Annotated in this window: 21 protein-coding genes and 1 pseudogene; 16 read left to right on the top strand and 6 right to left on the bottom strand. The window is 72.8% G+C overall.

The window, feature by feature from the left end; all coding sequences use genetic code 11:
• Positions 1–60 precede the first annotated feature (60 nt).
• Complete coding sequence (locus AB0C03_RS08055; RefSeq protein WP_357635414.1) at positions 61–888, top strand: M55 family metallopeptidase; 828 nt, start codon at positions 61–63, stop codon at positions 886–888.
• Between the two features lie 383 nt (positions 889–1271).
• Positions 1272–2621, top strand: a complete 1350-nt coding sequence (locus AB0C03_RS08050) for a class I adenylate-forming enzyme family protein (RefSeq protein ID WP_357635411.1) — start codon at positions 1272–1274, stop codon at positions 2619–2621.
• Here the strand turns inward: AB0C03_RS08050 and AB0C03_RS08045 are convergent.
• A complete protein-coding gene (locus tag AB0C03_RS08045) occupies positions 2549–3235 on the bottom strand; it encodes a 4'-phosphopantetheinyl transferase family protein (protein WP_030332986.1) in 687 nt (228 codons plus the stop codon). The two genes, AB0C03_RS08050 and AB0C03_RS08045, sit on opposite strands and share 73 nt — an antisense overlap.
• Positions 3236–3250: 15 nt before the next feature.
• Here AB0C03_RS08045 and AB0C03_RS08040 point away from each other — a divergent pair, with 15 nt between their 5' ends.
• From AB0C03_RS08040 to AB0C03_RS07985, 12 genes are all read left to right on the top strand, one after another.
• Positions 3251–3517, top strand: coding sequence for an acyl carrier protein (locus AB0C03_RS08040; protein ID WP_030332988.1), 267 nt, complete (start codon positions 3251–3253; stop codon positions 3515–3517).
• Entirely contained in the window at positions 3517–3762 is a 246-nt protein-coding gene (locus AB0C03_RS08035; RefSeq protein ID WP_210860253.1) for an acyl carrier protein, read from the top strand. The genes AB0C03_RS08040 and AB0C03_RS08035 overlap by 1 nt, the downstream gene beginning before the upstream one ends.
• Entirely contained in the window at positions 3755–4861 is a 1107-nt protein-coding gene (locus tag AB0C03_RS08030) for a beta-ketoacyl synthase N-terminal-like domain-containing protein (RefSeq protein WP_357635406.1), read from the top strand. Before AB0C03_RS08035 ends, AB0C03_RS08030 begins: the two co-directional genes overlap by 8 nt.
• Before the next feature lie 179 nt (positions 4862–5040).
• Positions 5041–5487 carry a beta-ketoacyl synthase chain length factor gene (locus AB0C03_RS08025; protein ID WP_357635403.1) on the top strand — a complete coding sequence of 149 codons (447 nt, stop codon included), beginning with the start codon at positions 5041–5043 and terminating at the stop codon, positions 5485–5487.
• Positions 5484–7100, top strand: coding sequence for a class I adenylate-forming enzyme family protein (locus AB0C03_RS08020; protein ID WP_030332996.1), 1617 nt, complete (start codon positions 5484–5486; stop codon positions 7098–7100). Before AB0C03_RS08025 ends, AB0C03_RS08020 begins: the two co-directional genes overlap by 4 nt.
• Positions 7097–8335 (top strand): beta-ketoacyl-[acyl-carrier-protein] synthase family protein, encoded by a 1239-nt coding sequence (locus AB0C03_RS08015; protein ID WP_357635400.1) that lies wholly within the window; start codon positions 7097–7099, stop codon positions 8333–8335. The genes AB0C03_RS08020 and AB0C03_RS08015 overlap by 4 nt, the downstream gene beginning before the upstream one ends.
• Positions 8336–8408: 73 nt before the next feature.
• Positions 8409–9500 (top strand): 4-hydroxyphenylpyruvate dioxygenase, encoded by a 1092-nt coding sequence (hppD, locus tag AB0C03_RS08010; protein ID WP_036411597.1) that lies wholly within the window; start codon positions 8409–8411, stop codon positions 9498–9500.
• Complete coding sequence (locus tag AB0C03_RS08005) at positions 9497–10426, top strand: phytanoyl-CoA dioxygenase family protein (protein ID WP_030333001.1); 930 nt, start codon at positions 9497–9499, stop codon at positions 10424–10426. Before hppD ends, AB0C03_RS08005 begins: the two co-directional genes overlap by 4 nt.
• A gap of 1 nt (position 10427) precedes the next feature.
• Complete coding sequence (locus tag AB0C03_RS08000; protein WP_030333003.1) at positions 10428–11219, top strand: DUF3050 domain-containing protein; 792 nt, start codon at positions 10428–10430, stop codon at positions 11217–11219.
• Complete coding sequence (locus AB0C03_RS07995; RefSeq protein WP_357635395.1) at positions 11216–12187, top strand: thiamine pyrophosphate-dependent dehydrogenase E1 component subunit alpha; 972 nt, start codon at positions 11216–11218, stop codon at positions 12185–12187. Before AB0C03_RS08000 ends, AB0C03_RS07995 begins: the two co-directional genes overlap by 4 nt.
• Before the next feature lies 1 nt (position 12188).
• Positions 12189–13157: an alpha-ketoacid dehydrogenase subunit beta gene (locus tag AB0C03_RS07990; RefSeq protein ID WP_210860164.1), complete on the top strand. Its 969-nt coding sequence runs from the start codon at positions 12189–12191 to the stop codon at positions 13155–13157.
• On the top strand, positions 13154–14512 hold the full coding sequence (locus tag AB0C03_RS07985; protein WP_210860157.1) for an ATP-grasp domain-containing protein: 1359 nt from the start codon (positions 13154–13156) through the stop codon (positions 14510–14512). The genes AB0C03_RS07990 and AB0C03_RS07985 overlap by 4 nt, the downstream gene beginning before the upstream one ends.
• 134 nt (positions 14513–14646) lie before the next feature.
• Here AB0C03_RS07985 and AB0C03_RS07980 read toward each other — a convergent pair.
• The 5 genes and pseudogenes from AB0C03_RS07980 to AB0C03_RS07960 form a co-directional block, all read right to left on the bottom strand.
• A pseudogene (locus AB0C03_RS07980) lies at positions 14647–15306 on the bottom strand (SGNH/GDSL hydrolase family protein); the annotation flags it as partial.
• An 89-nt stretch (positions 15307–15395) separates the two neighbouring features.
• Positions 15396–15800, bottom strand: a complete 405-nt coding sequence (locus AB0C03_RS07975; RefSeq protein ID WP_357635392.1) for an MmcQ/YjbR family DNA-binding protein — start codon at positions 15798–15800, stop codon at positions 15396–15398.
• A gap of 17 nt (positions 15801–15817) precedes the next feature.
• Entirely contained in the window at positions 15818–16741 is a 924-nt protein-coding gene (locus AB0C03_RS07970; protein WP_357635389.1) for an aminoglycoside phosphotransferase family protein, read from the bottom strand.
• A 41-nt stretch (positions 16742–16782) separates the two neighbouring features.
• Positions 16783–18006, bottom strand: a complete 1224-nt coding sequence (locus tag AB0C03_RS07965) for an MFS transporter (RefSeq protein WP_210865966.1) — start codon at positions 18004–18006, stop codon at positions 16783–16785.
• Positions 18003–19562, bottom strand: coding sequence for an AMP-binding protein (locus AB0C03_RS07960; RefSeq protein WP_030333025.1), 1560 nt, complete (start codon positions 19560–19562; stop codon positions 18003–18005). Before AB0C03_RS07960 ends, AB0C03_RS07965 begins: the two co-directional genes overlap by 4 nt.
• Positions 19563–19876: 314 nt before the next feature.
• Between AB0C03_RS07960 and AB0C03_RS07955 the strand changes: the two genes are divergently transcribed.
• Positions 19877–21154, top strand: a complete 1278-nt coding sequence (locus AB0C03_RS07955; RefSeq protein WP_357635549.1) for an SGNH/GDSL hydrolase family protein — start codon at positions 19877–19879, stop codon at positions 21152–21154.
• Between the two features lie 66 nt (positions 21155–21220).
• The gene (locus AB0C03_RS07950; protein ID WP_357635384.1) at positions 21221–22432 is read left to right on the top strand and encodes a cytochrome P450; all 1212 of its coding nucleotides are present in this window, start codon (positions 21221–21223) and stop codon (positions 22430–22432) included.
• Positions 22433–22435 lie beyond the last annotated feature (3 nt).

Below are 22435 nucleotides of genomic sequence, written 5' to 3'. Positions count from 1 at the left end.
CCGAAAGTGCAAGATCGGCGCGGTGGGGCGGGGTCGCGCGGGGGCGTAGGTTCGGGATTTATGAAGGTGCTGGTCTCTGTGGACATGGAAGGCCTCTCGGGGGTTGTGCATCCCAGTGAGACGAACCCGGATCGGTACGACTATGAGCGCGGCCGGGCGTTGATGACGGCCGAGGCGAACGCGGCGATCGCCGGCGTTCTCGACGCTGAACCCGGCGCGGTGGTGTGGGTCGCCGACGCGCACGGAACGTTCCGGAACCTCCTGCCGGAGGACCTCGACCGGCGTGCCCACCTGGTGCGGGGCAGACCCCGCCCGCTGGGCATGCTCGCCGGGCTGGACGAGGGCACGGATGCCGTCCTGCTCATCGGCTATCACGCCCGGGCCGGTGCCGGGCCCGCCGTGCTGGCGCACACGATGAGCGACGCCATCCTCGACGTGCGGGTGGCCGGACGATCGCTGGGCGAGATCGGCCTCAACGTCGCCATGGCGGGGCACCTGGACGTGCCGGTGGTTCTGCTCAGCGGGGACGACACCGCCTGCGCGGAATTCAGTGAGCTGGTGCCCTCGGTGGTCACCGTCGCCGTCAAGCAGACAGTGGGCCAGGCCGCCGCGGTGGCGCTGCATCCGCAGGAGGCGCGGGAGCGGCTGCGTCACGCCGCCGCCGACGCGATCGCCCGGCGCGCCTCGATTCCCCCGGTGACGATGGCCGGGCCGTTGCACGTCGAGGTCGACCTCTACGGCCCGTACATGGTCGACCTCGCGGTGCTGGTGCCGGGTGTGGCCCGCGTCGGCGGCGGGCGGACGGTCGCCTTCCGCGCCGTTGACGTCGCCGAGGCCTACCGGCTCGTTCAGTTGCTGGTCCAACTCGCCAGCATCAAACCGGACTAGCGCGCGTACCCGCATCGCCGAACGCGCCCACGGCGGCCGGGCAGCAGCCGGCGGGGCGCGACGCACCACCCTCGTCGGGCCAGCCGGCGACCGACGCCATCGGCCGTCCGGTTGAGGGCGCGCGACGGTTGTACGAGGCGTCATGCCTCGGTGACGCTGTGCCGGGTCACCCGCCCGATTCTGTCCGCCGAACGGGCTGTCGGCAATCCGGCTGGCCGCTGCTTTTGATCCATCCATTTGCATCTAGCAATGGCAATGGTGGCGTCGTATGGTTCCCCGCAGCACCCCGACAAGCGTACCTGATGGGCGGATTCGCCCTCTTTCGTGCTGGGCGGTGAACGGCAGTGACGGCAGAAGATCCTACGGCGACAGACCCCGGCTGGGTGGACGAAGTCCTGTTCGCGGGCCGCCCGACCGACGTTTGTCTCCGACTGCCCGAGCCGATCGATCGGGCCACCCTGCACCGCCTGGTCACCGCCGCGCAGGACCGGCTCACCGCCGCCGGACTGCGCCCCGGTGGCGCCGCCGCGCTGCGGCTGCCACCGTCCCTGGCGTACGTGGTGAACCTGTTGGCCACCTGGCGGGCCGGGGGTCAGGCGATCCTGCTCGACCACCGGCTCACCGACCACGAGGTGGACCGCGCGCTGCTCCGGTTGACCCCGCAGGTGGTGATCGCTCCACTGCGGACCGGCGGCGGCGCGCTGAAGATCTTCGTCGACGTCACCGAGGGCGTCACCCGCTATGCCGACCGTCCGGCGGTCAGCGGTCACGCCGTGATCCAGCTCAGCTCCGGCTCCACCGGACCGTCCAAGGTGATCGGCCGCACTGCCGCCGACCTGGTCGCCGAGGTGCACCGCTACACCCGGATCGACGGGGTGGCGCTGCCCGGCGAGCGGATCATCCTGCTGCCCTCGATGGTGCACGTGCTCGGCCTGGTCGGTGGCCTGCTCTACGGGCTGCACGCCGGGGTCGAGCTGGTCCCGCCCGAGCGGCTCAGCGGCGACGCCGTGCTGGCCGCCATCAGTGCCGGCACCACACCGGCCACCGTGCTGGGCGTGCCGTTCCACATCGGACTGCTCGCCTCCACCCGACCGGCCGGGCCCCTGCCGCAGCTGCGGCGGATGACCACCGGGGGTGAACTCGTGCCCGCCGCCGTCGCCCGGGCGTTCACCGACCGGTACGGGGTGCCCCTGGGCAACATGTACGGGATGACCGAGGTCGGGGTGATCGGCACCGACCTGCACGGCGCACACCGACCGTCGATCGCCCCCGCGCCCGGCATCGAGGTCCGCGAGCGCGGCGGTGAGCTGTGGGTGTCCTGCCCCGCGTCGCCGTACGTCGGGCTGAGCGACCCGACCCGCTGGTCCGACGGCTGGCTGCACACCCGCGACGCCGGCACCGTCGACGAGGACACCGGCCTGGTCACCGTACGCGGTCGACTCGACTCGCAGGTCTCCGTGGGCGGGATGAAGGTCGACCTGACCGAGGTGGAGGCCACCGTCACCGAGCTGACCGGGGTGGCCGCCGCGGTGGTGGTCTGGGACGACGGCATCACCGCGTACGTCCAACCCGACGGCCCGCTGTCGGAGGAGACGCTGGACAAGCTCCTCGCCGAACGGTTGGCCGGCTACAAACGGCCCCGGACGCTGCACCTGCTCGATCAGTTGCCCCGCACCACCACCGGCAAGCTGGTCCGCTCGACCGACGCGCTGCGCTCGGCGGTCAGCCCGTGACCGGGCCCCTGCACCACCTCGACGTCGACCCGCGTGGCCGCGTACCCGGCGACCGCCAGGACCAGGCCCTCGCCCAGCGGCGGGTGACCGACCCGTACGGGCTCGACGCCGGGCACCAGCCGCAACGACAGCCCCGGCGTCGGCATCAACCGGCGCAGCCCGCCGTCGCGCAACCCCCGCCCGAGCGCCTTACCGACCGCTTCCTTCGCGGTCCACAACCGCAGGAAGTCCACCGTCCGGCCAGCCTCGGGCCGATCGCCCAACCAGGCCAGCTCGGCGGGCGGGAACCAGCGGTGGGCCAGCGCGAGCGCCGGCAGCGGGCGGATCCGTTCCACGTCCACCCCGACCGCGCCGCCCCGACGGGCGGCGACCACCACCAGCCCGGCGGTGCGGCTGACGCTGACCGCCAGCTCGACCGGTCCGGTCACCTCGTCGACCCGGACCACCGGCCGTCCCGCGCTGTCGTGCGTCAGCACCACGGCGGTCTCCGCGCGGCCGAGCAGCAGAGCACCCGCCCGCCGCAACAGCACAGCGGCCGGATCCGGCTGACCGCCGGTGTCCCGGCCGACCCACACGTAGGCGGTGTCCCGACCGGACACCGTCAGCTGGCCCACGCAGAGAGGGTATCCATGAGAGCCGAGGTCCGCGCCTTCGTCGTCGAGCAGCTCGCCGACATGAACTACGACGTCGAGGGGCTCGACGACGACACCACACTCGGCCCGTCCGGCGTCGACCTGGAATCTCTCGCCCTGGCCGACCTGTCCGTCCGAGTCGAGGACCGCTACGGCGTGACGTTCGCCGACGACGAGTCCGAGCAGCTGGCCCTGATGACTGTCGGCGAGTTCACCACAATGGTCGCCAAGCGTGTCGCCGAGGCCACGAGCGACCCGGTCTGATGAGCGGTCAGCCCGATCTGGGGCGAGCTGACCTGCTGAGCATGCTCGCCGAACTCACCGCGAAACCAGCCGCCGAGGTGTCCGACCGGATCGGCTCGATGGAGCTCGCCTGGCTGGTGCACCTCGTCGAGCAGCGCTACGAACGCCGACTCGACCTGGCCGACGACGAGCTGGCCGGCATCCGTACCGTCGACGACGCCCTGGCGGTGTTCCGGGCGTCGCTGACCGCCCCCACAGATGGTTGAGGCGCGCGTCGCCCAGCTCACCGGTGTGTACGCCGTCAGCGCCCTCGGTCGGGGCGCCGACGCGCAGCTTGCCGGCGTGCTGGCCGGTGTGCCGGCCTTCGGCCCGGTACGCCGGTTCGACACCGCCGCCCGTCGGGTCACCGTGGCGGCCACAGTGCCCGAGGTCGGCACGCTGCCCGACGAGCTGGCCGCCGCGATCGACGAGGCCTGCCGGGCGGCCGGCCTGGACCGCGAGGGCCGCACCGGGTGCGCCCTGCTGCTCGCCGTCCACGGCGGACCGGCCACCGGCCCGGCCCCGGCCGTGCTCGCCGGTCAGCTCGCCGCCCGATGTGGCCTTTCCGGGCACACCCGGGTCTACACCAGCGCCTGCGTGTCGGCGAGCACGGCGGTGGCCGACGCCGCCGCTCAGATCACCCGCGGTGACGTCGAACGGGTGGTCGTCGCCGCCGGCTACCTGGTGGAGCCGGACCAGTTCGCGCTCTTCGACGCCGGTCGCGCCCTCGCGGTCGACGGGGCGGTCCGCCCGTTCAGCGCCGGCCGGCGGGGGCTGTTGCTCGGCGACGGCGTGGCCGCGGTCGTGCTGGAGTCGAGCAGCGGGCGACGACCCGGTGGCGCCGATCCGGTGGCCACCGTGGCCGGTTGGGGACGGGCCGGTGACGCGTTCCACCCCTGCCAGCCGGAGCCCGGCGGCACCGGGCTGGCCCGCGCGGTCGGCGGCGCGCTGCGCCGGGCCGGGCTGACACCGCAGGCCGTCGGTTACGTCAACGCCAACGCCACCGGCACCGCGCAGAGCGACGCCGCCGAGGCGGCCGCACTGCGCCGGGCCCTCGGCGGGCGCGCCACCGAGGTCCCGGTCAGCTCCACGAAGTCGGTGCACGGGCACGCGCTGGAGGCGTCCGGGCTGCTCGAACTGGTGGTCACCGCCCTCGCGCTGCGCCACGGTGAGCTGCCGGTCAACGCCGGCTGGCGGGGCCCCGACGAGGCGTGCCCACTCAACGTCATCACCACCGCTCCACGCCGCACGACGGCAACCCACGCCCTCACCCTCAACGCCGCCTTCGGTGGCGCCAACACCGCGCTCCTGGTCGGCGTCGGATGACCGCCGCCAACTCCCCGCGATCGTGCACTTTCTGTCCCGACGAATCCGACCAAGCGCCCGAAACGACGACCGAAACTTCAAGATCGCCGGGGGAGAGGGAGAGGGAGAGGGAGAGGGCGAGGGCGGGGGCGGGGGAGCGGGCGAGGGCCTGGTGGCCGGAGGTCGGGGACGAGGGCGGCGTGGCGGGGGTGCCGGGGTTCGTGCACTCGGACTTCGCACCGGTGGTGGTGGCCGTCGCCGAACGGTGCCTACGGCGGGGGTACGGCACCCAGCAGGTGCCACCCGAGGTGCGCACGGGGATCGTGCTGGTCAGCGCCAGCGGCGACCTGGCCAGCGCCCGACACGTACGGGCGACCGTCGAGGCCGGCGGGCAGGTCGGCCCGCTGTTCTTCTTCCAGTCCGTGCCCAACAGCGTCGCCGGGCACATCGCCGCCCGGTGGGGCCTGCGCGGTCCGGTGGTCTGTCTCAGCCCGACCGGCGACCCGTACACCGACGGTGTCGCCGAGGCCGACCTGCTACGCGACGACGGTGACGCCGACGAGGTGTTGCTGATCCTGATCGAACAGGCACCCGACGGGCCGACCGAGGCGGTCGCGGTGCTGCTGGGGGGAGGAGCACGACCATGAGGAAACGGGGACTGCGCGGCGCACTGGCCGCCGACACCGAACTGGGGGCGGGCAACGTCCTGGCCCGGGTGCTGGCGCACGGCGCCGACCCGGACGGGCCCGGCCTGACCTTCGACACCGCCGTCGACGGGCACCCCGCCGAGACGCCACTGACGCTGGGGCAGCTCGACGAACGGGTCGCCGCCCGCGCCGCCTGGCTGCACGAACACGGGGTACGCCCCCGCGACCCGGTCGCCGTCTGGGCCACCGCCGCCGCCGACATGGTGCTCAGCTTCCTGGCGCTGGCCCGCCTCGGCGCGATCCCGGCGCTGATGAACGGCAAGCTCCGCCCGGAGATCGCCGCCGAGTACATCCGCCGCCTGCGGGGCGTCGGGGTGTTGGCCGACGACGCGCACACCGCGCTGCTGGCCGGGCACGACCTGGGCGTGCCGCTGCTCGGCACCCCCGCGCAGGCCGGCACGGGCGACCCGGCCGCCGCGCCGGCGCACTACCGGCACCACCCGGACGACCCGATCGTCATCACCCACACCTCCGGGACGACCGGGGTGCCCAAGGCGGTGCTGCACTCACACGCCAGCCTCTTCGCGGCCACCCGGCACCTGCTCACCATGCCGCAGGCGCAGGGCACCACCCGGATCCTCAACGCGTTGCCCGCACCGCACACCGCGACGGTGCTGATGGTCAACCAGGCGCTGGGCAACCGCGCGCAGATGTTCCTGCTGTCCGAGCAGGGCGGCGAGCAGGTGCTGGACGCGATCCAACGCTGGCGCCCCGACGGGGTGTTCGGCTTCTCGGTCACCTGGGCGGAGCTGGCCCGCTTCGACCTGTCCGGGTACGACCTGGACTCGGTGCGGCTGTGGTTCAACACCGGAGACGCCTCGCACGAGCCGCACATCCGCCGCCTCGTGGCGGTCGGTTGGCACGACACCGTCACCCGTGACGGGGTGGCGAAGGTGCCCGGGTCGGTCTTCATCGACGGGCTGGGTTCCAGCGAGATGGGGCACTCGATGTTCCACATCACCCACCGCGCCGACACCGACCGGTACGGCCGGTGCATCGGCCGCCCGTACCAGTTCGCCACAGTCGCGGTGCTCGACGCCGACGGTGAGCCGGTGCCGGTCGGCGAGGTGGGTTTCCTGGGCATCGACTCGCCGTCGCTGTTCCGGGGCTACTGGAACGACTCGGTCACCACCTACCGCTTCCGCCAGCGCGGCTGGTACCTCACCGGTGACCTGGTCCGCGCCGACGCCGACGGCCGCTACTACCACCTGGACCGGGCGGTGGACTCGGTCGACGCGGGTGACGGGCGGCGCTTCTACACGGCGCTGTCCGAGGAGCGGATCCTCGCCGCCTGCCCGGACGTCACCGACTGCACAGTGGTGATCGTCGCCGAGGCCGGGGTGGTGGTCACCGACGTGCTGCTGGAGTTGGCCGCCGGCGCGGACGAGGCGCAGGACCGCACCGAGCGGGTCCGCGCCGCCCTCGGTGCCGACGTCGGCGCCACCCTGCGCCGGGTCGTGCCGGTACGCTCCGCCGACATCCCGGTCACCGTGACCGGCAAGGTCCGCAAGGTGGTCCTGCGGGAGCGCTACCTCACCGAGGCGCGTTCGTGACCGCGCTGATCACCGGGATGGGGCTGTTCACCCCGGTCGGGCGGGGGGTCGAGGAGACCTTCGACGCCCTGACCACCGGCCGGTCCGGGCTGACCCGTCCGGCCGAGGGGCACCCGGCGCGGGAGTCGCTGGATGTCGCCGGCGTGCTGCCCGACATCGACCCGCGTACCGTCGCGTCCGGGCCGGAGGCCCGGGTCCTGGACCGGATCGTCGTGCTCGCCCTGATCGCCGCCGCCGACGCCCTCGCCGACGCCGGCATCGAGGTGGGCCGCGACGTCGATCCCGACCGGATCGGTGTGATCGTCGGCGGGGTCGGCGGGATGGCCACCCTGGAGTCGCAGGTGCTGGCCCGCGCGGCCCGGGGGCGGGCGGCGGTCAGCCCGTACCTGCTCACCGGGATCCTGCCGAACATGCCGGCGGCGCGGATCGCCATCGCCCACGGCATCCGGGGTTACAGCTCGTCGGTCGGCACCGCCTGCGCCTCCGGCGCCCAGGCGATCGCCGACGGGGTCCGGCTCATCGCGACCGGGGAAGCCGACCTGGTGCTGTGCGGGGCCAGCGAGGCACCGCTGTTCCCGACCTTCGCCGACACCTTCGGCAACGCGCGGGCGTTGGCGCGCGCCGGCACCGACCCGGGCCGGGCGAGCCGACCGTTCGACACCTCCCGCAGCGGTTTCGTCCTGTCCGAGGGCGCCGCGCTGCTGGTGCTGGAGCGCGCCGAGCACGCCGCGGCGCGCGGCGTCACCGGGTACGCCGAGGTGGCCGGGCACGGCGCGACGACTGACGCGTACCACCCGACCGCCCCCCGACCGGACGGTGCCGGCGCGGCGGCGTGCATCCGCCGGGCCCTGCGCAGCGCCGGTGTGCCGGCGGCGGTGGTCGGTTACGTCAACGCGCACGGCACCGGCACGAAGCTCGGTGACATCGCGGAGACCACCGCACTGGCGGACGTCTTCGGCGTCGGCGGCGTGCCGGTCAGCTCCACCAAGGCGCTCACCGGTCACCTGCTCGGCGCCTCCGGGGTGGTGGAGGCGGCGGTCACCGCTGTGGCGCTCGGTCGGGGGCTGCTGCCGCCGACGTACCACCTCGACGACCCGGACCCGGCCTGCCCGGCGGACCACATCCGTGGCGCGCCCCGCAAGGCCGACCCGGAGTACGCGGTCACCAACTCGTTCGGGTTCGGCGGCCAGAACGTGAGCCTGGTGCTGGCGCGCGTCGCCGAGCCGAGGGGGTGATCGAGGCGGCATCCCGGGCGGGCGCGCCCGGACGGCAACGCGGGGGGAACTGTGTGGGAGGGGTTTCAGGGGCATGGACATCAGTGGTATCGACCACATCGAACTCTACGTGGGGGACGCCCGGCAGGCGGCCTTCTACTTCAGCACCGCCGTCGGCTTCGAGATCTGTGGCCAGGGTGGCCCGGAGACCGGGCTGGAAGGGCAGCGTTCACTGCTGCTCTGCCACGGCGACATCCGACTGCTGCTCACCTCCGGCCTGAGCGCAGAGCATCCGGCGGCCCGGTACGTGCAGCGCCACGGTGACGGCATCGCTGTCGTCGCGGTCGGGGTCGACGACGTGTCGGCCGCGTACGCCGAGCTGGTGGGTCGGGGCGCGACCGGCGTGACGCCGCCGACCACCCGCACCGGCGCGGACGCCGAGGTGGTGATCGCCGAGGTGGACGGCTTCGCCGACGTGCGGCACCGGCTGGTGCAGCGCCGGGGCGACAAGGCTGAGTTCCTGCCCGGCGCCATCACCCCGGCGGCCTCGGCGAACGACAACCACCCGCCGGTGCTCGCCGAGATCGACCACCTGGCGGTCTGCGTGCCGCCCGGTCAGCTCGACGAGACGGTCCGGCACTTCGAGGCGCTGTTCGACTTCGCGCAGATCTTCGAGGAGCACATCGAGGTCGACGGGCAGGGGATGAACTCCAAGGTGGTGCAGAGCCCGTCCGGGCGGGTCACCGTGGTCCTGCTCGAACCGGACCGCACCCGGCGGCCGGGGCAGATCGACGCGTTCCTCGACCAGCACGCCGGTGGGGGAGTGCAGCACCTGGGGTTGCGCACCGAGGACATCGTCGCCGCCGTGGAGGCGCTGGGCCGGCGCGGGGTGCGCTTCGCCGGCACCCCGGCCAGCTACTACGACGCCCTGGAGGCGCGGGTCGGCCGGGTGGACGCCCCGCTGGACCGACTGCGCGAGCTGGGTGTGCTTGTCGACTCCGACCACGACGGTCAGCTGTTGCAGATCTTCGCCGAGTCGATGCACGTGCGCCGCACGCTCTTCCTGGAGCTGATCGAGCGGCGCGGCGCGCGGGGCTTCGGCAGCGGCAACATCAAGGCGCTCTACGAGGCCAAGGAGCGGGAACTGGCCGCCGTGGCGGCCACCCCACAGGGGGTGGGGGCATGACCGCTACGGAGTACGAGCCCACGCTGACCGCCGAGGAGCGGGAGCTGCTGCCGTCCGACGATGACGTGCGGCACTACGCCGAGCACGGCTGGTACCTGTCGAAGAAGATCTTCACCGACGACGAGGTGGACGCCCTCGCCGCCGCGGCGGCGCGCTACTACGACGGTGAGCGGGACCGCCGGCTTCCGGTACGCCCACCGAAGCTCGCCTACTGGGACCCGTCCAGGGGGCCGGTGCAGCGGCACAACGACTACGTCCACCACGAGCACGACGGGCTCGGCGCGATCCTGCGCAAACCGTTGATCGGCGCGGTCGCCGCCCGGCTGGCCCAGGCCGACGAGATCCGGGTCTTCCAGTCCACCCTGATCTACAAGCCGCCGATCGACGGGGAGCCCAGCAACATCGTGCCCTGGCACTTCGACAAGCACTACTGGGCGTCCTCGTCGTCGGAGAAGATGCTCACCGCGTTCATCCCCTTCCACGACTGCGGGGAGGAGATGGGCACCATCACCATGGTCGACGGCTCGCACCGGTGGAAGGAGATCGGCGCGGACGACACGGTGGTACGACACTTCGCCGACCGGGACCGCAGCCAGCTGGAGGAGATGCTGGCCGAGAACGCCGCGTACAACGGCGCGGAGATCCGCAAGATCCCGATGGTGATCCCCAAGGGACACGTGAGTTTCCACCACTGCCGCACCTACCACGGCAGCGGCCCCAACGTCAGCGGTCGCCCCCGACAGGCGATCTCGCTGCACCTGCAGGACGGCGACAACGCCTGGCGGGAGTACCCGCTCTCCGACGGCACGCTCGCCGCGTACAACCACGACGTGCTGGTCCGCCGCACCCACGACGGGCGGCCGGACTACGCGGACCCCGACTACTGCCCGGTCATCTGGCGCCACCGCGCCCAGCAGGGAGGCTGACATGTCACGGTACGACTGGGGTAGGACGCACCCGGGCATCGAGCGGTTGGAGCGGGCGGTGACCGACCGCCGCGACGCCGTGGTCAAGCACCCGCTCTACACCAACCTCGACACCCACCAGGCGCTCGTCACCTTCATGGAGCACCACGTCTTCGCGGTCTGGGACTTCATGTCCCTGCTGAAGTCCTTGCAGCGGCAGCTGACCTGCGTCAGCGTGCCGTGGATCCCCACCGGCCCGACCGGCAGTCGTCGCCTCATCAACGACATCGTCATGGTCGAGGAGAGCGACGAGCTGGGCGGCGGCTACATCAGCCACTTCGAGCTGTACGTGCGGGGCATGGCCGAGGCGGGCGCGGACACCACGGCGGTGAACGCCCTCATCGAGCTGCTGCGCGCCGGTCGTCCGGTCACCGAGGCGCTCACCGAGGCGGGGGTGCCCGCCGCGTCGGCGAGGTTCGCGGCGACCACCTGGCAGATCATCGAGTCGACCCCGGTGCACTGTCAGGCGGCGGCCTTCGCGTTCGGCCGGGAGGACCTGATCCCGGACATGTTCACCCAGGTCGTCTCGGTCAACGAGGTCAGCAACCGGCTGCACACGTTCGTCGACTACCTGGAACGCCACATCGAGGTCGACGGCGAACAGCACACCCCGATGGCCATGCAGATGCTCGCCGACCTGTGCGGCGACGACGACAGCAAGTGGCAGGAGTGCGCCGACACCGTCAACACCGCGCTGGCCGCTCGGGCCCGGCTCTGGGACGACATCCTCGCCGCCATCAAGGGGCCGGCGTGACCGACGCCGACAGGGTCCGGCTCTACCGCACGGTCCGGCTGATCCGCCGGTTCGAGGAACGGGCGGTGGAGCTGGTCCACGGCGGGCAGATCGTCGGCGGCATCCACCCGTACCTCGGCCAGGAGGGGGTCGCCGCCGGCGTCTGCGCGGCGCTGGGTGCCGACGACGTGCTCGCCGGCACCCACCGGGGGCACGGGCACGTGCTGGCGCGCGGCGCCGACCCGGCCCGGATGCTCGCCGAGCTGTGCGGCCGGGTCACCGGCCTCAACGCCGGCCGGGGCGGTTCGATGCACGCCGCCGACCTGAGCATCGGCGTGCTCGGCGCCAACGCGATCGTCGGCGCCTCCGGGGCGATCATCACCGGCGCGGTCTGGGCCCGGCGACGGCAGGGCCACGACACCGTCGGGGTGAGCTTCTTCGGCGACGGCGCGGTCAACGAGGGGATGCTGCTGGAGGCGTTCAACCTGGCGGCGCTCTGGCGGGTGCCGGTGCTGTTCGTCTGCGAGAACAACGGCTACGCCACCACCATGCCGGTCGCCGGCGCGGTGGCCGGCAGCATCGCCGGCCGGGCCGCCGCGTTCGACATCCCGGCCGTCGAGGTCGACGGCCAGGACCCCGAGACGGTACGCGCCGCCGCGGCCGCCGCCGTCGACCGGATGCGCGCCGGCGGTGGCCCCGAGCTGATCGAGGCCCGGACCTACCGTTTCGACGCCCACCACACCTTCGAACACGCGGTACGCCTCGACTACCGGCCGCCGGACGAGGTGACCCGGGGCCGGGCCCGGGACCCGGTGGACATTCAGGGCTCACGGCTTGCCGACGCCGACCGGGCAGCAGTGGACGCCGAGGTCGAGGCGACAGTCGACGCGGCGGTGCGGTTCGCCCTGGACAGCCCCGAACCCGACCCGGCCGACGCGTTGGCCTACCTGTACGCCAGTGGCCTGACCGTACGCACCGGAGGTGGGTGAGGTGCCGCGACTGTCGTACCGGCGGGCGTTGACCCGGGCGCTCGCCGACGAGTTGGCCCACGACGAGGCGGTGTTCCTGCTCGGCGAGGACATCCAGGTCGGCGCGTCGCTGGTGACCACCGGGCTGGCCAAGCGGTTCGGGACCGAACGGGTCCGCGACACCCCGCTGTCCGAGCAGGCGTTCACCAGCTTCGCCACCGGGGCGGCGCTGGCCGGGCTGCGGCCGGTGATCGAGTTTCAGATCCCGTCGCTGCTGTTCCTCGTCTTCGAGCAGATCGTCAACCACGCGCACAAGTTCCCGCTGATGACCGGTGGGCAGTGCCGTGTCCCCGTCACCTACCTGGTGCCCGGCTCCGGCTCGCGGACCGGGTGGGCCGGGCAGCACTCCGACCACCCGTACAGCCTCTTCGCGCACGTCGGCGTGGTCACCGTCGTGCCGGCCACCCCGGCCGACGCGTACGGGTTGCTGGTCACCGCGATCCGCCACGACGACCCGGTGGTGGTGTTCGCGCCGGCCGCGGCGATGGACGTGCGCGACGACGTCGACGACCTGGCGCCGGTGCCGTTGGGCCGGGGCCGGATCCACCGCAACGGCTGCGACGTCACAGTGGTCGCGATCGGGCACCTGGTGCACGACGCGCTCGCGGTCGCCGAGGAGATGGCCGATCAGGTCTCGGTGGAGGTGTTCGACCCGCGCACCCTGTACCCGTTCGACATCGACGGTCTCGTCGAGTCGGTCACCCGCACCGGGCGACTCGTGGTGTTCGACGACGGCAACCGTTCCTGCGGCATGGCCGCCGAGATCATCGCCTCGGTGGTGGAGCGGGTCCGGCTGCTCGCCCCGCCGCGCCGGGTCACCCGACCGGACGGGGCGGTGCTGCCGTTCGCCCCGGCGCTGGACCGCGCCGTGCAACCCGGCCGGGACCACCTCGTCACCGCCATCCACCTGACCGTGAAGGACTCATCATGATCGACCCGAACTATCAGTGGCCGGCGGTCGGCCGGGCCTGGGCCGAGCTGCCGGAGCCGGCCCGTCGGGCCATGGTGGCCAGTGGGGCGGCGGCCTGGGAGCAGGTCTTCCACGGCCGGGCCACCTACAACAAGCAGTGGCGGTTGGCCCGGCCCCCGGTGCTCACCGCGGACGCCTGGCGGGAGCTCAACGAGGTCTGCGACCGGTTGGCGCAGCTCATCCTCGACGCCTGCCGTCGTCGCGCCGGTACCGCCGGGGAGCTGCGCCGGCTGCTCGGCGTGCCGGCGGGGGAGACCCGGTTGCTGGACGAGGCCGAGCCGCTGACCGAGGCACTGCTGGCCGCGTACCGACCGGATGTGATCTTCTCCGGCGGGGTGCCGAAGTTCGTCGAGTACAACATCGACAGCAGCCTCGGCGGCGGGTTCGACGCCGACACCGTCATCCAGCGGTACGCGCGCCTCTACCAGGACCAGGGCATCCTCGACGAGCTGCCGGTGCGGGCCGCCCCGTCCCTGCTGGACCAGCGGTTCGTGGCGATCCGCGACGAGCTGCGGCTGCCCGAGGGCGCCCGGGTGGCGCTGCTGATGGACTTCGACGCCGACTACCCCGGCCTGGACGACCCGCAGACGTTCATCCGGATCCTCGACCCCCTCGCCGTACGGGCCCGGGACTTCGGCATCGACCTGGTCATCGCCCCGGTCTCCACCGCCACGGTGGACGCCGATCACCGCCTGGTCGTCGACGGCGCGCCGGTCGACGCGCTGTTCCGGCTCTTCGTGCCCAACCGGGTCACTCCGACCGCCGGCCTGGACGCGGTGGCCCGGGCCCTCGCCGCCGGCACGCTACCGATGTTCGTGTCGGCGGCGGCCTGGCTGCTCGGCAACAAGGTCACCTTCGCCTGGCTGTGGGAGGACGTGGCCGGGCTGCCCGCCGACGACCAGGCGCTGATCCGCCGGCACGTGCCGTACACGGTGCCGTTGACCGCCGCGGTGCTCGACCGGGCCATCGCCGAGCAGGCCACCGTGGTGGCGAAGCCGGCCGACGGTTCGGCCGGGCACGGGGTGCTGCTCGGTCCGGAGCTGAGCGCGACGGACTGGGCCGACGGTGTGCGGGCCGCCGTCGGCCAGGGCGGCGCGATCCTTCAGGAGTACCTGCCGACCGACCGGGTGTCGATGGACTTCGTCCAGATCGAGACCGGTGAGACGGTCACCGCCGACGTCCCGTACTCCCTGGCCCCGTACCTGTTCGGCCGCAGGGCCTCCGGCGGCCTGGCGCGGGTCGGTTACCCCGGCTGCGACGGAGTCCTCAACCTCGCCCACGGCGTCCTCCTGACCGGAGTCCTCCTGAAAACCTGACCCCCCTCCTCCCGGTGATCAAGAGGTTTCGGTCACGACACGCCGGGCTCGGTGACCGAAACCTCTTGATCACCGGTGACGGGCGCGGGTCCGGGGCGGTGGGGGGAGTGGGAGCGGGAATGGGAGAGGGAGAGGGAGAGGGCGCGGAGGGTTTCGGTTGTTGCTATGGCGTCGCTGCGGGCGCTGCCGTGGCGGCCGTCGGTGCTGTAGAGGGTGGGGTCGGCCGTCAGGGGATGGTCGGTCAGGTGGACGTGGACCGTGCCGAGGCGCTCGGCCAGGGTGGCCGTGTGGGCGGAGAGGCGGCGCATTCGTTCCCTGAGGCCGGCCCGCAGGTGCTCGGGCACCGCCGGGCTGTGCGAGACGTCGAACATGCCCACCGTGATCACGTCGGCGCCCACGTCGCGCAACGCGGTGATCATCGCGGTCAGCTCGACGTCCACCGCCGCCGCGTCGTACGCCGGGTGGAAGGCGTCGTTGCCCCCGCAGACGACCAGGGCCAGATCCGGTGCGAAGGCCAACGCCGGGGCGAGCTGGGTGGCCCGCACCTGGTGGGCGCGCAGCCCCCGTCGACCCAGATTCCGGTACGCCAACTCGGGGCGCACGGCGGTCAGCTCGGCGGCGACCCGGTCGACCCACTGCACGTCCGGGTAACCCGGGGTCGGCTCACACATGCCCTCCACGACGCTGTCGCCGAGCGCCACGAACCGCCGCCACGGGTGCCCGTGCAGCAGTTGGGCGGCCTCCCCGGGGCGCAGACAGTACGGGTCCGTCGATTCGGTGAGCGTCGATGGCATGCCGGCACGCTAACCGACCATTGGGCGGCCCGGCCAGCCTGACCTCGATCCGGTGACGCGGGCCCGCCAGTGGTGGGCGCAGCGGCAGCTCACCCGGGCCTGGTCGGCTCCTGGTCGGCGCGGTGGGCGGCGGCCAGCCGTTTCGGGGCCCGCGCGTACCACGCGTCGGTGATGACCTCGACCAGCTCGGACGGGCTGATCCGGTCGAGTCTGACCAGCACCGCCGGGTAGCCGTCGAAGTGCGGGGTGGTCAGGTAGACCGACGGATCGTCGGCGAGCAGGGCCTCCTTGACGCCGAGGTCGGCCACTCGGACGCCGAGCAGCGGGCCGTCAGGTGCGGCCCCGAGCGCGTCGAGATCAGGCCGCCGCAGCGGTCGCTCCCAGACGAACGGTTTGTCGCGCACCCGCCAGGCCGGCAGCCCATCGTACGAGGCCCGCTCGGTGGCCTCGGGCAGCGCGAGCGCGATCCGACGGACGTCGTCCCAACTGGCCATGGCCACACCGTACGGGTTCAGCGGGCCACCGTGTGTTCGGCGAGGAGTTCGCCGAGTACGTGCCCGGCCCGCTCGGCCTTGGCCGGGTCGTGATCGTCCAGGGTGATCAGCGCCTTCCACAGCGCCCAGCCCCGTCCGCGCGCCCAGGTGCCGTCGTCCAGACCGAGCGCCGCCCGGAAGGCCGCCCGGCTGGGGCCGCGCAGCAGGGTCCAGGCGATCACGGTGTCGCAGGCCGGGTCGCCCACACCGCAGCAGCCGAAGTCGATGACCGCGGCGAGCCGACCGTCGCGGACCAGCAGGTTGCCCTCCGCGACGTCGCCGTGGAACCAGAGCGCCGGGCCGGTCCAGGTGGCGTCGAGGGCGGCCTGCCAGATGCCGGTGACGACGTCGGCGGGCAACCGGTCGCGGTGCGCCTCGATGGCGGCCCGGGTTTCGCTGTCGTACGTGGACAGCGGGCCGCCCCGCCAGGCGCTGTGCGGGCCGGCCTGCGGGCCGTCGGTGGCGTCGATGCCACGCAGGGCGCGCAGGAAGGCGGCGAGGTCGGTAGCGAACCGGGTCAGGTCGTCGATCCGCTCAGCTGCGGCGGTCTGCCCGTCGATCCACCGGTAGACCGACCACGGGTACGGGTAACCGGCCCCGGGTCGGCCCTGAGCCAGCGGAACGGGGATCCGCACCGGTAGCTGTGGCCCGAGCACCGGCAGCCAGCGCTGTTCCTTGTCGACCTGCAGGGCGTACCCCGCGCCGCTGGGCAGCCGCACTGTCATCTCCGCGCCCAGGTGGAAGGTGCGGTTGTCCCAACCGTCGACAGCGACAGGGCGGACCGGAAGCGACGCCCACCGCGGGAACTGCTCGGCCACCAGTCGGCGGACCAGTGCCACGTCGATCCGGTCGGCCACGGCGGCGTCGGTCACCGGGACGCCGGGTGTCGGTTGCGTGTTCATCAGCCCGAGCCTGCGGCAGCCGGCCAGCCCCCGCAACGCGTTTACCGGGTGGCGACGGGGGCGGGCCGCGCCGGGGTTTCCGGGCCGGACGCCCTGTTCACCAGCGGGTACGCGGTGATCACCAGGCACGCCGCCGCCATGGTCAGCAGGGCTGGGGTGAGCCCCAGAGCGTCCACCGACCAGCCGCCGAGCAGCGCGCCGACCGGCAACCCGACGAACGCCAACGAGCCGGCGATGCCGATCACCCGGGTCTGCAACTCCGGCGGCACCCGCTCGTAGAGGGCCACCCCGAGCAGCGGGTTGACCGCCGCGATGCCGATCCCGGACAGGAACGTCACCACGAGCACGACCGGCAGTTCGTCGCTGATCGCGAGCGCCACCAGCCGGGGTGTGCCGGCGACCAGCGCGCCGATCAGGAACGTCAGCCGCCGCGGCAGCCGGGGTCCGAGCGCGGTGAACACCAGGTTGCCCAGCAGCGCGCCCGCCGAGAACGCCGCCAGCACCAGACCGAGACCGCTCGGCCCGGGTAGCTCGCGGGCGACCCAGACCGGGATGTAGACGGCCACGCTGGCGTTGGCCACCATGTTCAGCGCCGAGATGACGGCGAGCATGCCGAGCAGCGGCCGGTCCCGACCCAGGTAGCTGAACCCACCCCGTAGCGCGCTCAGGTAGCTCTCCGGCTGGGCCGGTGGGGTCGGGGCGGCCGGTGGGCGGACCAGGACACCGATGAGCAGCGCGCAGACGCCGAAGCTTGCCGCGTCGATGAGGATCGCCTCGGTCACCCCGAACACGGCGATCAGCAGACCGCCCACCGCGGCACCGAAGAGGGTCACCACCCGACTGAGCCCGTCGTAGGCGGAGGTCAGCCGGATCAGCGGCACCCCGGCGGCCTCCGCGACCGGCCGGAACATCACGTGTTTCACCCGGTCCCCGATGCCCCGCAGCGCGCCGGCCACCGCGACGAGCGCCACCAGCGGGGCGAAGCCCAACCACGGGGTCAACGCGACGACGACCATCGCCACCGCGCTGCCCGCGTCGCAGAGGATCGAGGTACGACGCAGGCCGATCCGGTCCGCCCAGGGCGTGCCCAACGCGCTGGACAGCAGGTACGGCAGGGTCTCGGCGAACGCGACGAGGCCCATCTTGGTGGGGCTGCCGGTGGTGACCAGCACCAGCCACGGGATGGTCACCACCGAGATGCGGGTGCCCAGGTTCGAGATCAGGTCGGCGCTGACCAGGACGACCAGTTGCCGGCGGGGGGTCACGCCCCGACCGCCGCCGCCCGACCGGCCGCGTGGCGGGCGCGCAACGCCCGCTTGTCCACCTTCATCGACCGGTTCACCGGCAACCGGTCGACGAACTCCACGGCGGCCGGTGCCCACATCTTGTTGAGTTCGGTGGTCACCAGGTCGATCAGCTCCGCCCCGGTGACCGTCGCGTCCGGCCCGAGCACCACGTACGCGTACGGCACCTCGCCGACCGTCTCGTCCGGTACGCCGATCACGGCGGCGGCGCGGACCTGCGGGTGCCCGACCAGCGCATCCTCGATGGGACGGCAGAAGATCGCCCAGTTCCGCCGATGCGTGACGATCATGTCGTGCGCCCGGTCGACCAGGTAGAGGTAGCCGTCGTCGTCGAGGTGGCCGATGTCGCGGGTCCGCACCCACCCGTCGACGAGCGTCTGTGCGGTCAGCTCCGGCTGGCCGTGGTAACCGGCGAAGCTCAGTCGGGTCCGCACCCACACCTCGCCGTCGCGGCCCGTCGGCAGCACCACCCCGTCGTCGTCGCGGATCTCGATGCGCACGTCGCCGTAGGGCCGCCCGCAGGAGCGCAGCCGCTCCGGGTGGTCCGGGTCGTCGGTCAGCCCGGGCAGCGCGGTGATCACGACCGCCTCGCTGAGGCCGTACACGATGCGCAGCACCGGGCCGAAGCGCGCGATGGCCTGGCGCAGCCGGGCGGGCGCGGCGGGCCCGGCGCCCACGTTGAACATGAACATGGCGGAGAAGTCCGCGCCGACCAGCGCCGGGTGGTCCAGCACCTCGTAGAGCATCGGCGGGGTGACGAAGGTCGAGTTGATCCGCTCCCGCTGCACGGTGTCCACGAAGGCCACCGGGTCCCAATCGTCACGCAGGAACAGCACCCCGCCGGTGAACAGGTTGAACAGTGTGGTGATCTGGCCGCTGGCCAGCCACATCGGCGAGTGCGACAGGTGCCGCAGCAGCGGGAACCCGGCGGCGCGGAAGTCGGCGGCCAGGGTGAGGATCTGGGCGTAGAAGCTCTCCCGGTGGTGCACGAGCTTGGGACTTCCGGTGGTGCCACTGGTTTGCAGGAACGACTCGGGTGCCGGCACTGACGCCGGCAGCTCCGTCGCGTCGGCGTCGGCGGTGAGGTCGGGTCCGGCGCCGCCCGCGCCCAGGCAGCACACCGGTGTGCCGGGCAGCGCGGCGGCCAGTTCCGGGCCCAGGCTGGCCCGGTCCCGGGCGTCGTAGACCAGGGCGTCGGGGCGGGCCAACCTGATGAACTCGTCGACCTCCCGGCGCGCGGTCACCGGGGCGACCCACATCGTCCGGCAGCCGAGCAGGTGCAGGGCGAGTTGGAGCAGCGGACCCTCCACCGCGTTCGCGACGGTCACCAGCACCGCCGACCCGGGCCGTACGCCGTGCCGGGTCAACGTCGCGGCCATCGCCCGGACCCGGGCGGCGGCTTCGGTGTAGGTGAGTCGCCGATCGGCGCCGACCAGCGCCTCCCGATCGCCGAATCCGGCGAAGAGGTCCAACACAGTGTGCACGTACGTCGTGGTGTGCTCGGGTCCGTCAGTCATCCGGCAGCCCCCATCCGAGAAAGCGGCGGTCCCCGGGCAGCTCCCGGTGACGACGCGACGGTGGCGCGCTTGGGCGACCGCACCGCCGCCGCCTGGAAGCCTAGGCCGGAAACGACTGGTCGGAACCGTGCCGAGTGGGCGATCCGGGCGGCCCGCCGGACATTTGATCGCGTCGATCAGGTTGATTGACGCCCGTCAACGGCGGCGGCTAGGTTTCTGGACCATCGTCCAGGCGGGCGCCGTCAGCGGACGGCCCTGGGCTGCCACACGATGGAGGTTCCATGGCAACGGCAACCCCGAAGAGATGGCCTGTCATCGCCGCCGCGGCCGCGCTGTTGGTCGCCGGCGCACCCGCCGTCGTCGCCAGCGCCGGCCCGTCCGGCACCACCGCCAGCCGACCCGACCGCGCCGAGTGGGCGGGCAGCTGGGCCACCGCTGTCACCCGGGGCAACTCGGTCGGTTTGACCAACACCGGCCTCAACAACCAGAGCGTCCGGATGATCGTGCACGTGTCGGTGGGCGGCCCGGCGCTGCGGGTCCGGTTGAGCAACCTCTACGGCGAGCAGGCGGTCCAGGTCGGCCGCGCCACCGTCGCCCGGCCGAACACCGCGACCCCCGACGACCTCTCCGACATCGACGCGGCGTCGGTGCGCCCGCTGACCTTCACCGGCGCCACCACGGCGACCATGAACCGCGGCGCGGAACTGCTCAGCGACCCGTTGCCCTTCCCGGTCGCCGACGACAGCGACCTGGTGCTCACCGTGCACTTCCCGACGCCGACCGGCCCGACCACCTTCCACGGGCAGTCCCAGCAGGCCAACTTCATCGGCGCCGGCGACCTGACCGGGGCGGCCGAGGGCGCCGGGTTCACCACCCGTCCCACCTGCTGCTGGTTCTTCCTCTCCGGCGTCGACGTGCAACGCAAGGGCAGCCCCGGCGCGCTCGTCGTGCTCAGCGACTCCATCGGTGACGGCAACGGCAGCACCGTCAACGCCAACCGGCGCTGGCCCGACCTGCTCGCCGACCGGCTGCTGGCGGACCGGCCGGACAAGCGCACCCCGGGCGTGCTCAACCTGAGCCTGGCCGGCAACCGGCTCAACCACGAGGGCACCGAGCCGGGCGACGGCGACTACCCCGGCTACTACCAGCTCGGCCCGAACGCGGCGGCCCGGCTCAACGAGGACGTCTTCGGCCAGACCGGGGTGCGGACCGTCGTCACCCACCTGGGCATCAACGACATCTGGATGTCGAACGACACACCCGAGGCGATCATCGCCACCCTGCGTCAGATCAACCAGCAACTCCAGCAGCGCGGGCTGACCAGCCTGGTGGCCACGCTGACGCCGTACGAGGGGCACGGCGCGCCGGGCGTGTGGACGCCGCAGAAGGAGGCCACCCGGCAGGCGGTGAACGCGTACCTGCGTGGCAGCCGGGAGTTCGACGGGCTGTTCGACTTCGACCGGGTGCTACGTGACCCGGCCCGGCCCAGCCAGTTGCTGGCCGCGTACGACTCGGGGGACCACATCCACCCGAACGACGCCGGCAACCAGGCACTGGCCAACGCGGTGCCGCTGCGGCTGCTCGACCTGTGACACCGGCCGGGGGCGGCGGGTGATCCCCGCCGCCCCGGCCATCGACATCCTGGGGAGGAGTTGGCCGTGGACGTGGCGGAGATACTGACCGGCCTGTACAGCGAACAGGGCAGACAGGACCCGTACCCGTGGTACGCGCAGCTGCACCAGCTCGGCCCGATCAGCGCGGTGCCGCCGCGCGCCGAGCACCGCACGGTGGCCGCGGTGGCCGTCGGCTACGACCTCGTCGACGAGTTGCTGCGCGATCCGCAGTGGACGAAACAGCCGCCGCCGGGCTGGGAGGAACAGGAGATCCTGCGCACCTTCCAGACCTCGATGATGTTCGTCAACCCGCCCGATCACACCCGGATGCGGCACGTCTTCTCCCGCACCTTCACGCCGCGCCGGCTCGGCGCGCTGGAACCGGTGATCCTGCGGGTGGTCGACGAGCTGCTGGACCGGATGGCGGACGCCGGCCCGGGCGTCGTCGACTTCGTGGCCGACTTCGCGTACCCGATCCCGGCCCTGGTGATGGCCGAGTTCATCGGCATCCCGGCCGCCGAGTTGCCGTGGTACCGCGAGCGGGTGGAGTGGATCGACGAGTTCCTGGACGTGGCGGGCAAGACCCCGCAGCGGCTGGCCGCGGCCAACACCGCCGCGCGGGAGTTGCGGGGCTTCTACCGGGAGCTGCTGGCACACCGCCGCCGGGCACCCGGGGACGACCTGCTCAGTGGGTTGGTCGAGGCGCTCGACTCCGGGGAGGTGGAGCTGACCGAGGACGAGTTGATCAGCAACCTGATCGTGCTGTTCAACGCCAGCTTCGTCACCACCGTCTACATGTTCAGCAACGGGCTGCCGTTGCTGCTGGCGCAGCCGGAGACGGTCGCGGCGCTGCCCAGCGACGCCACACTGGCGCAGGGCTGCGTCGACGAGGTGTTGCGGTTGGCGAGCCCGGTGCACTTCCTGGCCCGCGCCGCGCCGGCCGACACCGTGTTGCACGGCGTGCCGGTCGCCGCCGACGACAACGTGCTGATCATGATCGGGGCGGCCAACCGGGACCCGGCCCGCTTCCCGGCCCCGGACGCCTTCGACCCGACCCGTGCCGGCCCACCGTCGCTGGCCTTCGGTGTCGGCCTGCACTTCTGCCTGGGCGCGGCGGTGTCGCGGTTGGAGGGTCGCCTCGCGCTGCCCCGGCTGTTCGCCCGGTTCCCCGCGCTGACCGTCACCGAGACGCCGACGTACAGCGGCAGCCTGTTCCTGCGCGGTATCGACAAGCTGCTGGTCAGCACCGGTGGATAGGAG

The organism is Micromonospora parva, assembly GCF_040649675.1.
In the GTDB taxonomy this organism is placed as follows: domain Bacteria; phylum Actinomycetota; class Actinomycetes; order Mycobacteriales; family Micromonosporaceae; genus Micromonospora; species Micromonospora parva.
Note: the sequence above shows the minus strand (reverse complement) of the source record. Positions and strands in the feature narration are given on the sequence as shown.